Here is a 12,859-nt window from a genome sequence, read left to right as displayed (position 1 = left end):
AGCCCCCGGCGCGGGCCGCCCCGCAGGCCGCCCAACGGCCCGCAACTGACACCGCGACCGAGTTCAACGGCACGTCACTCCGCGGACGGGGCGGCCTGAACGGGGCGGTGAAGCGGACCGGAGAGCGTGGCACAGATCACAGCGGCCACCGTGCCGCCCAAAAGGTAGGCGTACATGGCGATTCCGGACGAACCGAGCAGGAAGTCCCCTTCGGGGCGCGGGGTGCCGACCACCACGTACGCGAGGAACCAGCCGACCGCGCCGGCGCCCACCCCGAGGCCGCTGCCGTCGGCGATCCTGCCGCCGAGGAACAGGCCGAAGGCGGCCAGCACCGCGAGCACCAGCCCGCCCGGGAACCACAGGTCGACGACGAGCCAGCCGGCCAGGCCGACCACCGCGCCGAGCACCAACAGCCCGGCCAGCAGCGCGATCCGGCCGGCGGTCCAGGGCCGGGTCACGCCTCGACTCCCGCGAAGAGGTCGTGCTCGCGCCCGCCGGGGCCGGCGCCCGGGGCGCCCTGCACCAGCTCGTAGAACTCCTGCGCGAACAGCGGCTGCGCCAGGTCGTTGGAGAGCGCGAAGAAGGGGCCGTCCACGGCGATCTGGGTGGCGTGCGCGCGCATCGCGGCCGCCTTGGCGGCGACGAAGCGCTCGTCCGCGGTGATTTCGGCGGTGATGCGCTCGTCGGGCACGACGCCGGGGACGTCCTCGGGCGAGGCCACTCCGGGGAACGGCACCTTCTCCCCCGCCTCCCGCAGCCGCGCGAAGCCTTCCTCGACCGCGGAGCGCGGCACCCGGTTCCAGTAGACCTTCCCGATCCGGTGCGGCTCGCCCAGGTCGCGCCGGTACGCGCCCTCGGCGGCGAGTTCGGCGGCGCGCATGGCGACGCGGTGGGCCTGGATGTGGTCCGGGTGGCCGTACCCGCCGTCCGGGTCGTAGGTGACGAGGACCTGCGGGCGCAGCTCCCGGATGACCTCGACGAGGTGTGCGGCGGCCTCGTCCACGTCCGCGGACCAGAAGGAGCCGGGCCGGCTGTTCTGGGGCAGGCCCATCATCCCGGAGTCGCGGAAGCGGCCGGGGCCGCCGAGGAACCGGTGGTCGGTGACGCCCAGTTCGGCCATCGCGGCGGCGAGTTCGCCGGTGCGGTGGGCGCCCAGGGCGTCGTCGCGGTCGGCCGCCAGGTGGGCGAGGGAGGGCGGGATGACCTCCCCCTCCTCTCCGAGGGTGCAGGTCACCAGAGCGACGTGGGCACCCTCGGCCGCGTACTTGGCCATGGTGAGGCCGTTGTTGATCGACTCGTCGTCCGGGTGTGCGTGCACGAGGAGCAGACGACGGGCGGGAAGACCGTTCATGGGGCCAAGCGTAGTGCGGTGACCGGCGGCCCGGGGCTTCAGAGCTTGAGACCGCTGATCATGCTGGCCACGTTCGAGGTGAGCTGGGTGAGCGTCGGCGCGATGGTCGAGCTCGCCAGGTAGAAGCCGAGGAGCACACAGACGGCGGCGTGTCCCGCCTTCAGGCCCGATCGCCGGACCAGCAGGAAGACGACGATCGCCAGCAGCACCACGGCCGAGATCGAGAGTGCCACGGCGTTTCACCTCCACGTCGAGCGGACATCGGTACGCGTACTCGTACTCAGTGCTCGGCGGAGTCATACCCACCGTGCGCTACGGATCATAACTATCCGTACCAGCGCATCGATCGAATTCCGGCAGCACGAGGGGCGCACCCCGCGCATGCGCAGGGTCACGGGGACGGCCGCGCGCGGGGCGCGTACGCCGGCTCGGCCGGTTGCCGGTGCCCGCACGGCCGCCCGGCATCCGCACGGAGACGCCCGCATCTCATGACAGATGCCACCGATTCGCCTTGTTGGCAAGCGAATTGGGGCAGCCGCGGCAGGGGCGCCGGGGTATCGGAGAGGGTGCCGCCGCCACGCGGCGAAACCATCTCGGTGGCTGGAAATGATCGGTGCGGGAACCGGTTGCGGCCCGACAGGGCCTAGCCGCCGTGCAGCGGCCCCGGCGGCGGCGGGGGCGGGGGCAGCTCGCCCTCCGCCGGCACGACGTGCTTCTCGGCGGCGAAGTGACAGGCCGACGGGTGCGCCGCCGGCCCCTCGGGGAAGGCCTGCGGCACCGCCAGCAGCGGCACCTCGTCGGCGCACCGCTGCTGCGCCTTCCAGCAGCGGGTGCGGAAGCGGCAGCCCGACGGCGGGTTCGCCGGCGAGGGCACGTCCCCGGTGAGGATGATCCGCTCCCGGTGCGCGCGGGCCTGCGGGTCCGGCACCGGGACGGCCGACAGCAGCGCCTGCGTGTACGGGTGCGTCGGGTGGTCGTAGATCTCCGCGTCCGTCCCGGTCTCCACGACCCGCCCCAGGTACATCACGCCGACGCGGTCGGAGATGTGGCGGACGATCGACAGGTCGTGCGCGATGAAGACGTAGCTCAGGTCGAACTCGTCCTGGAGCCGCTCCAGCAGGTTGACGACCTGCGCCTGCACCGACACGTCGAGCGCGGAGACCGGCTCGTCGGCCACGATCACCTCCGGCCGCAGGGCGAGGCCGCGGGCGATGCCGATGCGCTGGCGCTGGCCGCCGGAGAACTGGTGCGGGTAGCGGTTGACGTACTCGGGGTTGAGCCCGACGACGTCCAGCAGCTCCTGCACCCTGCGGCGCCGGTCGCCCTTGGGGGCCGCCTCGGGGTGGATCTCGAAGGGCTCCCCGATGATGTCGCCAACCGTCATGCGCGGGTTCAGCGAGGTGTACGGGTCCTGGAAGACCATCTGGATGTTGCGGCGGACGGCTTTGAGCGCCCGGCCGGACAGCTTCGTGATGTCCTCGCCCTTGTACGAGATCGCGCCGGCCGTCGGGCGCTCCAGGTTGACCAGCATCCGCGCGACGGTCGACTTGCCGCAGCCGGACTCGCCGACGATGCCGAGGGTCTCGCCGCGGGCCAGGCCGAAGGAGACCCCGTCGACCGCCTTGACCGCGCCGATCTGCTTCTTGAAGAGGATGCCGCGGGTCAGCGGGTAGTGCTTGACGAGGTCGCGGACCTCCAGGATCGGCTCAGCCACCGAGGCACTCCTTCCAGAAGTGGCAGGCGCTCGTCCGGCGCGCGGGCGTACCGGTGACCGGGTACAGCGGCGGGACGTCGGTGCGGCAGATCGCCTGGGCCATGGGGCAGCGCGGGTTGAAGGCGCAGCCGGGCGGGATGGCCGTGAGGTTGGGCGGCAGGCCCTTGATGGCGTACAGCTCCTGGCCCATCTGGTCCAGGCGCGGGATGGAGTCGAGCAGGCCGCGCGTGTACGGGTGCGCGGGCGCCCGGTACAGCTCGTGGACGGGTGCCGCCTCGACGATCCGGCCCGCGTACATGACAGCGATCTTGTCCGCGACGTCGGCGACGACGCCGAGGTCGTGGGTGATCAGGATCAGGCCCATGTTCAGCTCGCGCTGCAGCTCCGCGAGGAGGTCCATGACCTGGGCCTGGACCGTCACGTCCAGGGCGGTCGTCGGCTCGTCCGCGATGATCAGGGAGGGCTCCAGGGCGAGGGCCATCGCGATCATGATGCGCTGGCGCATGCCGCCGGAGAACTGGTGCGGGTAGTCCCCCGCGCGCTGCCGGGCCGCCGGGATCCGCACCCGGTCCATCAGCTCCACGGCGCGCGCCCGGGAGTCCTTGCGGGACATCCCGCGGTGCACCTCGAACATCTCGCCGAGCTGCGCGCCCACGGTGAGGACCGGGTTCAGCGCGGACAGCGCGTCCTGGAAGATCATCGCCATCCTGGCGCCGCGGACCCGGCGCCGCTCGTCCTCCTTCATCCGCAGCAGGTCGCGGCCCTGGAAGAGGATCTCGCCGCCTGCGATGCGGCCGGGCGGCACGTCGAGGATGCCCATGACCGCCTGGGCGGTCACGGACTTCCCGGAGCCGGACTCGCCGAGCACGGCGAGCGTCTCCCCTTCGTCGACGGAGTAGTTCACGCCGTTGACGGCCTTGGCGACGCCGTCGCGGGTGCGGAACTCCACGTGGAGGTCGCGGACTTCGAGCAGCATGGGGCCAGCACTCCTCAGCGCAGCTTGGGGTCGAGGGCGTCGCGCACCGCGTCGCCGAGCATGATGAACGCCAGGACGGTGATGCTGAGCGCGCCGGCCGGCCAGAGCAGCATGTGCGGGGCGTTGCGGATCTGCGAGGCCGCGTTGGAGATGTCGATGCCCCAGGAGACGGTCGGCGGGCGCAGGCCCACGCCGAGGAAGGACAGGGTGGCCTCCAGGGCGATGTACGTGCCGAGCGCGATGGTGGCGACGACGATGACGGGCGCAACGGCGTTGGGTGCGACGTGCCGCAGCAGCAGCCGGGTGTTGCCGGCGCCGAGCGCCCTGGCGGCCTGGACGTAGTCGTTCTGTTTGGCGGTGATGACGGAGCCGCGGGCGATGCGGGCGATCTGCGGCCAGCCGAGGAGCACGATGAAGCCGACGACCGGCCAGACGGTGGTGCTGGTGACCACGGACAGGAAGACCAGGCCGCCGAGGATGACGGGGATGCCGAAGAAGATGTCGGCGACGCGGGAGAGCGTCGCGTCGCCCCAGCCTCCGAAGAAGCCGGCGAGGCCGCCGAGCAGCGAGCCGAGCAGGGCGGCGCCGAGGGTGGCGCAGACGCCGACGGTGATGGAGGCGCGGGCGCCGTACACGGTCCGGGTGTAGACGTCGCAGCCCTGGGTGTCGTAGCCGAAGGGGTGGCCGGGGGCGGATCCCTGCTGCGATTTGGACAGGTCGCACTGCAGGGGGTCGCCGCTCGCGATGAGCTGCGGCCAGATCGCGATGACGACGAGGAAGGCGATCAGCAGGGCGGAGACGACGAAGACGGGGTTGCGGCGCAGCTGGTGCCAGGCGTCGGACCACAGGGAGCGGGCCTTCGTGCCGGGTCCGGGTGAGCCGGGGCCGCCTCCGAGGGGCTTCTCCAGGCTTTCCGCTTCTTCGAGGGCCAGGTCCATGGCGCCGCCCGCTCCGGTGGGTGCGATGGCTTCCTTGTCGCCGGGCTGCAGCGGGTCGTACGGCTCAGGCATAGCGGATCCTCGGGTCCAGGACCGCGTAGAGCAGGTCGACGAGCAGGTTCGCCAGCAGGAAGACGATGACGAGGATGGTGACGAAGCCGACGACGGTCGGGGAGTTGTTGCGCAGGATGCCCTGGTAGAGCTGGTAGCCGACGCCGTGGATGTTGAAGATCCGTTCGGTGACGATCGCGCCGCCCATGAGGGCGCCGATGTCGGTGCCGATGAAGGTGACGACGGGGATGAGCGAGTTGCGCAGCAGGTGGCGGGTGATGACCCGGTGGCGGGGCAGGCCCTTGGCCACGGCGGTGCGGACGTAGTCGGCCTTCGTGTTCTCGGCGATGGAGGTGCGCGAGAGGCGGGTGACGTAGGCGAGGGAGACGAGCGCGAGGACGATGCCGGGCAGGATCAGCTCGTTCAGGGGGGCGTCCGGGGAGACGGTGGGCCGGACCCAGCCCCATTTGACGCCCAGCAGGTACTGCAGCAGGTAGCCGGTGACGAAGGTCGGCACGGAGATGACGACGAGGGTCAGGACCAGCAGGGTGGTGTCGATGGTCCGGCCCCGGCGCAGTCCGCTGACCACGCCGAGGGTGATGCCGACGACGATCTCGATCGTGATGGCGACGAGCGTCAGGCGCAGGGTGACGGGGAACGCCGAGGCCATCAGCTCGGTGACCGGCTGGCCGTTGAAGGCGGTGCCGAAGTCGCCCTGGAAGATCTGGCCCATGTAGTGCAGGTACTGCTCCCACAGCGGCCGGTCGAGGTAGAGGTCCTTGCGGATGCGGGCGGCGGTCGCCGGGTCGGGGGCCTTGTCGCCGAACAGCGCGGCGACCGGGTCGCCGAGCGCGTACACCATGATGAAGATCAGGAACGTGCTGCCGATGAACACCGGGATCATCTGGAGCAGCCGCCGGATCACGTAACGTCCCATGGACTGCTCCGGGGGGTGGGTGGGCCGGTGTGTCCGCCGGGCGGGTCAGCTGACCTTGATCCGGTTGTAGACGGGGACGCTGAACTGGTTGAGCGCGACGTCCGAGAGGCGCTCGGCGTACCCGGCGCTGCCGTTCTGGTACCAGAGCGGGATGGACGGCATCTGCGCGGCGAGGATCTTCTCCGCGTCCTGGAACTTGGCGATGGCCTGCGCCGGGTCGGCCTCCTGGTTGGCCTCGTCGACCAGCTTGTCGAACTGCGGGTCGCTGAACTTGCCGTAGTTGGAGGAGGCGCCCGTGTAGTAGAGCGGCTGGAGGAAGTTCTGGATCAGCGGGTAGTCCGCCTGCCAGCCCGAGCGGAAGGGGCCCGTCAGCTTGTAGGAGCTCTGCTGGTTGCGGAAGTCGGCGAACGTGCCGACCGGGTTGACCGTGCACACGGGGCCCTCGCCGAGGGCGTTGTTGATGCTGTTGCAGACGGCGTCCATCCAGTCGCGGTGCGATCCGGTGTCCACGTTCGACGTGAGGGTGACCTTGCCGCCGGGCAGGCCGCCGCCCTCCTGGATCAGCTGCTTGGCCGCGGCCGGGTCGTAGGTGCAGGCGTCGCCGCACAGGGCCGGGTTGAAGCCGCCCTTCTCGCCGAGGGCGGGGGAGGTCCAGTCCTTGGCGGGGGTGCGGGTCTCCCGGAAGATCTGCCGGGTGATCTCGTCGCGGTTGATGGCCATGGAGATGCCGCGGCGGACCTTCTCCATGCCGGGCTTGCTCCACTGCGGGTCGTACAGCGGGAAGGTGAGGGTCTGGATGATCAGGGCGGGCTGGTTGATGTACCGGTCGCCGAGGTCGTTCTTGACGTTCTTCAGCTGCTGGGCGGGGATGTCGTCGACGAGGTCGAGGTTGCCGGAGATCAGGTCCGTGTAGGCGGTGTTGTTGTCGGTGTAGACCTTGAGGTCGACGCCGTCGTTGACGGCCTTGTCCTCGCCGGGGTAGCCGTCCCACCGGCGCAGCTTCATCCCGGTGCCCTTGGTGTAGGAGTCCACCGTGTACGGGCCGTTGCCGACGGGCTTGTCCAGCCATGCGGCGTGGTCGGTGAAGAAGGCCTTCGGCAGCGGGGAGAAGGCCTGGTAGCCGAGGGTGTCGGGCCAGGTGGAGAACTTCTTGTCCAGCGCGACGGTGAAGGTCTTGGCGTCCTTGACGACCAGCCCCTTCATCGCCGTGGCGGTGGGGTCGCCGGAGGAGGGGTGGACGTCGTCGTAGCCGGCGATGTCCGAGAAGAACGGGGCGTTGTTCTGCTTGTTGCGGACGTCCGCCCCGTAGTTCCAGGCGTCCACGAAGGACTGGGCGGTGACGGGCTCGCCGTTGCTGAAGGTCCAGCCGTCCTTCAGGGTGACGGTGAAGTTCTGGCTGTCCTGCGTCTCGATCCGCTCGGCCAGCATGTTCTGCGCCTCGCCGGTCGCCGGGTCGTAGCGCACGAGCCCGCGGAAGAGCATGTCGAGGACCTTGCCGCCCTGCACCTCGTTGGTGTTGGCCGGCTCCAGCGGGTTCTGCGGATCACCCCACGAGGAGCTGACGATGCCCGCCTCGCCGCCGCTGTCGCTGCCGCCGCCGCAGGCCGTCGCCGCGAGGGCGACGGCCACCGCGGCTGCGGCCCACCTGGCGTGCGTGGCTCCGCGCATGGAGTGCCTCCTACTGGCTCCCGGGACTCGCTTCGGGGCCAATGTCCCCCCATGTGGGTGCCGGCGCACGCCCGGCTCGGCCGATTGCACCCGTGGGGAAAGCCGCTGTCACCCGAGCGGGTGCAAGGGCAGCTCCCAGGTGTCCACCGCGTAGTGCAGCCGCATGCCGTGGGCCTCGTACAGGCCGAGCGCCCCGGTCGCGTTGCGGGTGTCGACGCCGAGGCCGAGGGTGTCCCGGCCGCGGGCCGCGTAGGCCGCGAAGGCGTGGCGCAGCAGGTACCCGCCGATGCCGCGGCCGCGCACCTCCTTGCGGACGCCGAGGTGGCTGACCCAGGCCATGCTCGCGCGGTCGTCGCGGGTGAGGAGGACGGCGGCGTCGCCGTGGCCGGGCAGGCTCGCGATCCACACCAGGGACCAGTCGAGGCGGCGGCCGTCGATGTGGTCGAGCCAGTTCTCGTACGGGCGGTCCACATGCCCGAAGTGGGCGGCGAAAGACTCCTCGACGAGGGCGTGGGCGCGGGCCGGGTCGGCCGGGTCGCTGCCGCAGTGCCGCAGGGTGAGCCCTGCGGGCGGGGCGGGCGGCAGGTCGGCGGCCGGGTCGAGGGCGCGGGTCATCACCTGGTAGTGGCGGATCGTGCGGTAGCCGCGGCCGGCCAGCAGGCCGAGGTCCAGGGTGGGGGCGCGGTTGAGCTGGAGCCGCAGCCGGCCCTGCGGGGCCCCGGCGGCCATCTCGCGGGCGCGGTCCTCGATCCGCTCGAAGAGGGCGGTGGCCGCTGCGTCGCGGCCGGGCAGCACGTAGTGGTCGCAGTCCGCGCGCCCGGGCCCGGAGTCGGCCCAGACCATGCCGTATCCGACGAGCCGGCCGTCCTGGAAGGCGAGCCAGGAGTCCGTGGAGAGGTCCACGCCGGGATGGTTGAGGTCGGCTTCGACGGAGGCCAGGTCGGTCTCGGGCCTGCCTATCTCGATCTCGTCGACGGCATTGAGCAGGGCGCAGATGTCGGCCGCGTCCCCCGGTCCGGTGGGGCGCACGGTGATCACGTCGGTCATCGGGCCACTGTCCGCGAGGCGCCCGCGCGCCGCAACGCGTTTTCCCGGGGCGGGGGAACGCCGGGGGCGCCCGGCTCCGGACGTGTCCGGTGCCGGGCGCCCCTCGGGTGCGTCCGCTGGTGCGGTGGAGGTCAGACGGCGAGGACCGCCCGCTCCTCCGCGAAGTGGCAGGCCGACTCGTGCGCCGCGAGGGTGTTCTGGCCCTGGTAGCGCTCGGGGACGGCGAGCAGCGGCTGCTCGGTGGAGCAGATGTCCTGCGCCTTCCAGCAGCGGGTGCGGAAGCGGCAGCCCGACGGCGGGTTGGCCGGGGACGGGACGTCGCCGGTCAGGATGATCCGCTCGCGGCCTTCGCGGGCCTCCGGGTCCGGGACCGGGACCGCCGACAGCAGCGCCTGGGTGTAGGGGTGCGTCGGGTGGTCGTAGATCTCGTTGTCGGTGCCGATCTCGGCCATCTTGCCGAGGTACATCACGCCGACGCGGTCGGAGATGTGCCGGACGATCGACAGGTCGTGCGCGATGAACACGTACGACAGGTTGAACTCGTCCTGGAGCTTCTCCATCAGGTTGACGACCTGCGCCTGCACCGACACGTCGAGCGCGGAGACCGGCTCGTCGCAGATGATGATCTCCGGGTTGAGCGCGAGGCCGCGGGCGATGCCGATGCGCTGGCGCTGGCCGCCGGAGAACTGGTGCGGGTAGCGGTTGATGTACTCGGGGTTCAGACCGACGACGTCCAGGAGTTCCTGGACCTTGCGGCGCCGGTCGCCCTTCGGGGCCACCTCGGGGTGGATCTCGAAGGGCTCCCCGATGATGTCGCCGACCGTCATGCGCGGGTTCAGCGAGGTGTACGGGTCCTGGAAGACCATCTGGATGTTGCGGCGGACGGCCTTGAGGGCGCGGCCGGACAGCTTGGTGATGTCCTGGCCCTTGTAGAACACCTCGCCGGAGGTGGCGCGCTCCAGGCTCATCAGCAGCTTGGCGACGGTGGACTTGCCGCAGCCGGACTCGCCGACGATGCCCAGGGTCTCGCCCTGGTAGAGGTCGAAGGAGACGCCGTCGACGGCCTTGACCGCGCCGACCTGCTTCTTGAAGAGGATGCCCTGGGTCAGCGGGAAGTGCTTGACCAGGTTGCGCACCTGGAGGATCGGCTCGCGCTCGCCCTTGGTGAGGTCAGCCATGGATCTGCTCCTTCCAGAAGTGGCACGCGCTGCCGCGGCCCGGCAGCTCGGTGCCGTCCTGCTCGGTCACCCGGTGCAGGACCGGAACGTCGGTGCGGCAGACGTCCTGCGCCTTCGGGCAGCGCGGGTTGAAGGCGCAGCCCGAGGGGATGTTCAGCAGGTTGGGCGGCAGGCCCTTGATCGCGTACAGCTCCTGGCCCTTGAGGTCCAGGCGCGGGATCGAGTCGAGCAGGCCGCGGGTGTACGGGTGCGCGGGGCGCTTGTAGATCTCGTGGACCGGGGCGGTCTCGACGATCCGGCCGCCGTACATGACGGCGATCTTGTCCGCGACGTCGGCGACGACGCCGAGGTCGTGGGTGATCAGGATCAGGCCCATGTTCATCTCGCGCTGGAGTTCCGCGAGGAGGTCCATGACCTGGGCCTGGACCGTCACGTCGAGGGCCGTGGTCGGCTCGTCGGCGATGATCAGGTCGGGCTCCAGGGCCATCGCCATGGCGATCATGATGCGCTGGCGCATGCCGCCGGAGAACTGGTGCGGGTAGTCGCCCACGCGCGCCTTGGCGGCGGGGATCTTCACCCGGTCCATCAGTTCGACGGCCTTGGCGAGCGAGTCCTTCTTCGACATGCCGCGGTGGACGCGGAACATCTCCCCGAGCTGGGCGCCGACGGTGTGCACCGGGTTCAGCGAGGAGAGCGCGTCCTGGAAGATCATCGCGATCTTCGAGCCGCGGATCTTGCGGTACTCGTCCGCCGGGAGCTTCAGCAGGTCCTGGCCCCGGAAGAGGATCTCGCCGGAGGGGATCTTGCCGGGCGGCATGTCGAGGATGCCCATGATGGCCTGCGCCGTCACGGACTTGCCGGAGCCGGACTCGCCGAGGACGGCGAGGGTCTCGCCGGCGTCCACGGAGTAGGAGACTCCGTTGACGGCCTTGGCGACGCCGTCGCGGGTGTGGAACTCAACGTGCAGGTCGCGCACTTCGAGGAGGGGGGTGCCCTCGCTCGCGGCGCGCGGCGCCGGGACGTTCGTGGTCTTGTCGTTGCTGGTCAACGTACGCCCTTCCTCAGCGCAGCTTCGGGTCGAGGGCGTCGCGGACCGCGTCGCCGACCATGATGAACGCGAGCACGGTGATGCTCAGGGCGGCGGCCGGGAACAGCAGGACGTGCGGGGCCTGCAGGAAGCGGTCCTTGGCGTCGCTGATCATCAGGCCCCAGGAGATCTCCGGGGGCTGGACGCCGATGCCGAGGTAGGACAGGGCCGCCTCCGCGCCGATGTACACGCCGAGGCTGATCGCGCCGATCACGATGACGGGGGCCACCGCGTTCGGGAGGATGTGCCGCAGCGTGATGCGCATGGTGCTCGCGCCGAGGGCGCGGGCCGCCACGACGTAGTCGTTGTTCTTGTGCTGCAGCACCGACGACCGCATGATGCGGAAGATCTGCGGCCAGCCCAGGGTGGCGAGGACCGCCGAGACCGTCCAGGCGTTGCCCTCGCGGCCGGACATGATCAGCATGCCGCCGAGGAGGAGCGGGATCGCGAAGAAGATCTCGGTGATGCGGGACAGGATGCTGTCCACGAGGCCGCCGAGCCAGCCGGCGAGCAGGCCGAGCGCGCCGCCGACGGTGAGGACCAGGGTGGTGGTCACGACACCGACGATGACGGAGTTGCGGGCGGCCCAGATGGTGCGGGTGTAGATGTCGCAGCCCTGGACGTCGAAGCCGAACCAGTTCTCGCCGGTCGGCGGCTTCAGGGAGTTCTGCAGGGTGCAGGCGTTCGCCGCGAACGGGGTGCCGGAGGTGAACCAGCCGGGCACGGCGGAGAGCACGAGCATGCAGAAGACGAGGAAGGCGCCGATCAGGAAGATCGGGTTGCTGCGCAGGTCGCGCCAGGCGTCGGACCAGAGGCTGGCGATCCGCTCCGGCTTCTCGTCCTTCTTCCCGCCCGCGGGGCCGCTGGCGGCGGTGCCCGCGGAGGGGGCGCCGGCGGTCTGGGTGTCGGTCATCGAGTCCTCCACCGAAGTCGTGTCACGCATAGCGGATCCTCGGGTCGAGCACGGCGTAGAGCAGGTCCACGATCAGGTTGGCGAGCAGGTAGACGAGGACGAGCAGCGTCACGACGCCCACGAGCACGGTGCCCTGGTCGAGGCGGATGGCCTGGGCGATCAGGCCACCGATGCCGTTGATGTTGAAGATGTTCTCGGTGATGACCGCGCCGCCCATCAGGGAGCCGAGGTCCGCGCCGAGGAAGGTGACGATCGGGATCAGCGCGTTGCGCAGGGCGTGGTTCACGACCACCCGGCGCCGGGGCAGGCCCTTGGCGACCGCGGTGCGCACGTAGTCGGCGCGCATGGTCTCCATCAGGCTGGTCCGGGTCAGGCGCGTGACGTACGCGAGGGACGTCGAGGCCAGGATGAAGCCGGGCAGCAGGTACGCCTTGAACCCGTCCGACTCGTTGAAGGAGACCGGGAAGAAGTCGAACCCGAGTTCCTTCAGCTCGACTCCGAGGAGGAGCTGGAGGACGAAGCCGGTGACGAACACCGGGATGGAGATGACCAGCAGGGTGGAGATGAGGACCAGCTGGTCGAGGAACTTGCCGCGGCGCAGCGCGGCCATGATGCCGGCGGTGACGCCGACGAGCGCCTCGATGGCGAAGGCCACGATGGCGAGGTTGACCGTGTACGGGAAGGCCTCGGTGATGAGGTCCAGGACCTGGCGCCCGTTCAGGGTCTCGCCGAGGTTCCCCTGGAGCACACCGGTCAGGTAGTTCCAGTACTGGACCAGGAAGGGGTCGTCGAGGTGGTACTTCTCGCGCAGCATCGCGGCGACGAGGGGGTCGGCCTTCTTTTCGCCGGCGAGGGCCTGCACGGGGTCGCCGCCCAGCGCGAAGGTGAGGAAGTAGATCAGGAAAGTGGCACCGAGCAGAACAGGGATCGCCTGTATGAGTCGGCGGATGAGGTAGCGGCCCATCAGACCTCCAGCAGTTGAACAGGGGCAGGGGGCAG

The 12,859-nt window shown here is 70.5% G+C and carries 13 protein-coding genes; all 13 read right to left on the bottom strand.

Annotation, left to right across the window (positions count from 1 at the left end; genetic code table 11):
• Positions 1-74: 74 nt before the first annotated feature.
• Positions 75-458, bottom strand: a complete 384-nt coding sequence (locus tag C0216_RS04570; protein WP_114054013.1) for a DUF6113 family protein — start codon at positions 456-458, stop codon at positions 75-77.
• Positions 455-1,351, bottom strand: coding sequence for an N-acetyl-1-D-myo-inositol-2-amino-2-deoxy-alpha-D-glucopyranoside deacetylase (gene mshB, locus C0216_RS04565; RefSeq protein ID WP_114054012.1), 897 nt, complete (start codon positions 1,349-1,351; stop codon positions 455-457). Before mshB ends, C0216_RS04570 begins: the two co-directional genes overlap by 4 nt.
• A gap of 38 nt (positions 1,352-1,389) precedes the next feature.
• Complete coding sequence (locus tag C0216_RS04560) at positions 1,390-1,584, bottom strand: hypothetical protein (RefSeq protein WP_114054011.1); 195 nt, start codon at positions 1,582-1,584, stop codon at positions 1,390-1,392.
• 410 nt (positions 1,585-1,994) lie between these two features.
• A complete protein-coding gene (locus C0216_RS04555) occupies positions 1,995-3,065 on the bottom strand; it encodes an ABC transporter ATP-binding protein (protein WP_114054010.1) in 1,071 nt (356 codons plus the stop codon).
• Complete coding sequence (locus C0216_RS04550) at positions 3,058-4,041, bottom strand: ABC transporter ATP-binding protein (RefSeq protein ID WP_114054009.1); 984 nt, start codon at positions 4,039-4,041, stop codon at positions 3,058-3,060. Before C0216_RS04550 ends, C0216_RS04555 begins: the two co-directional genes overlap by 8 nt.
• A gap of 14 nt (positions 4,042-4,055) precedes the next feature.
• The gene (locus C0216_RS04545; protein ID WP_114054008.1) at positions 4,056-5,051 is read right to left on the bottom strand and encodes an ABC transporter permease; all 996 of its coding nucleotides are present in this window, start codon (positions 5,049-5,051) and stop codon (positions 4,056-4,058) included.
• Positions 5,044-5,967, bottom strand: coding sequence for an ABC transporter permease (locus C0216_RS04540; protein ID WP_114054007.1), 924 nt, complete (start codon positions 5,965-5,967; stop codon positions 5,044-5,046). The genes C0216_RS04545 and C0216_RS04540 overlap by 8 nt, the downstream gene beginning before the upstream one ends.
• A 45-nt stretch (positions 5,968-6,012) precedes the next feature.
• Positions 6,013-7,635, bottom strand: coding sequence for a peptide ABC transporter substrate-binding protein (locus tag C0216_RS04535; protein WP_114054006.1), 1,623 nt, complete (start codon positions 7,633-7,635; stop codon positions 6,013-6,015).
• 108 nt (positions 7,636-7,743) lie between these two features.
• Complete coding sequence (locus C0216_RS04530; RefSeq protein WP_114054005.1) at positions 7,744-8,682, bottom strand: GNAT family N-acetyltransferase; 939 nt, start codon at positions 8,680-8,682, stop codon at positions 7,744-7,746.
• A 131-nt stretch (positions 8,683-8,813) separates the two neighbouring features.
• Positions 8,814-9,860 (bottom strand): ABC transporter ATP-binding protein, encoded by a 1,047-nt coding sequence (locus tag C0216_RS04525; protein ID WP_114054004.1) that lies wholly within the window; start codon positions 9,858-9,860, stop codon positions 8,814-8,816.
• Complete coding sequence (locus tag C0216_RS04520; protein WP_114054003.1) at positions 9,853-10,908, bottom strand: ABC transporter ATP-binding protein; 1,056 nt, start codon at positions 10,906-10,908, stop codon at positions 9,853-9,855. The genes C0216_RS04525 and C0216_RS04520 overlap by 8 nt, the downstream gene beginning before the upstream one ends.
• A gap of 13 nt (positions 10,909-10,921) precedes the next feature.
• Positions 10,922-11,890: an ABC transporter permease gene (locus tag C0216_RS04515; protein WP_114054002.1), complete on the bottom strand. Its 969-nt coding sequence runs from the start codon at positions 11,888-11,890 to the stop codon at positions 10,922-10,924.
• Complete coding sequence (locus C0216_RS04510) at positions 11,883-12,824, bottom strand: ABC transporter permease (RefSeq protein WP_114054001.1); 942 nt, start codon at positions 12,822-12,824, stop codon at positions 11,883-11,885. Before C0216_RS04510 ends, C0216_RS04515 begins: the two co-directional genes overlap by 8 nt.
• Positions 12,825-12,859: the final 35 nt, after the last annotated feature.

It is taken from the genome of Streptomyces globosus, from assembly GCF_003325375.1.
Taxonomy (GTDB): domain Bacteria; phylum Actinomycetota; class Actinomycetes; order Streptomycetales; family Streptomycetaceae; genus Streptomyces; species Streptomyces globosus_A.
Note: the sequence above shows the minus strand (reverse complement) of the source record. Positions and strands in the feature narration are given on the sequence as shown.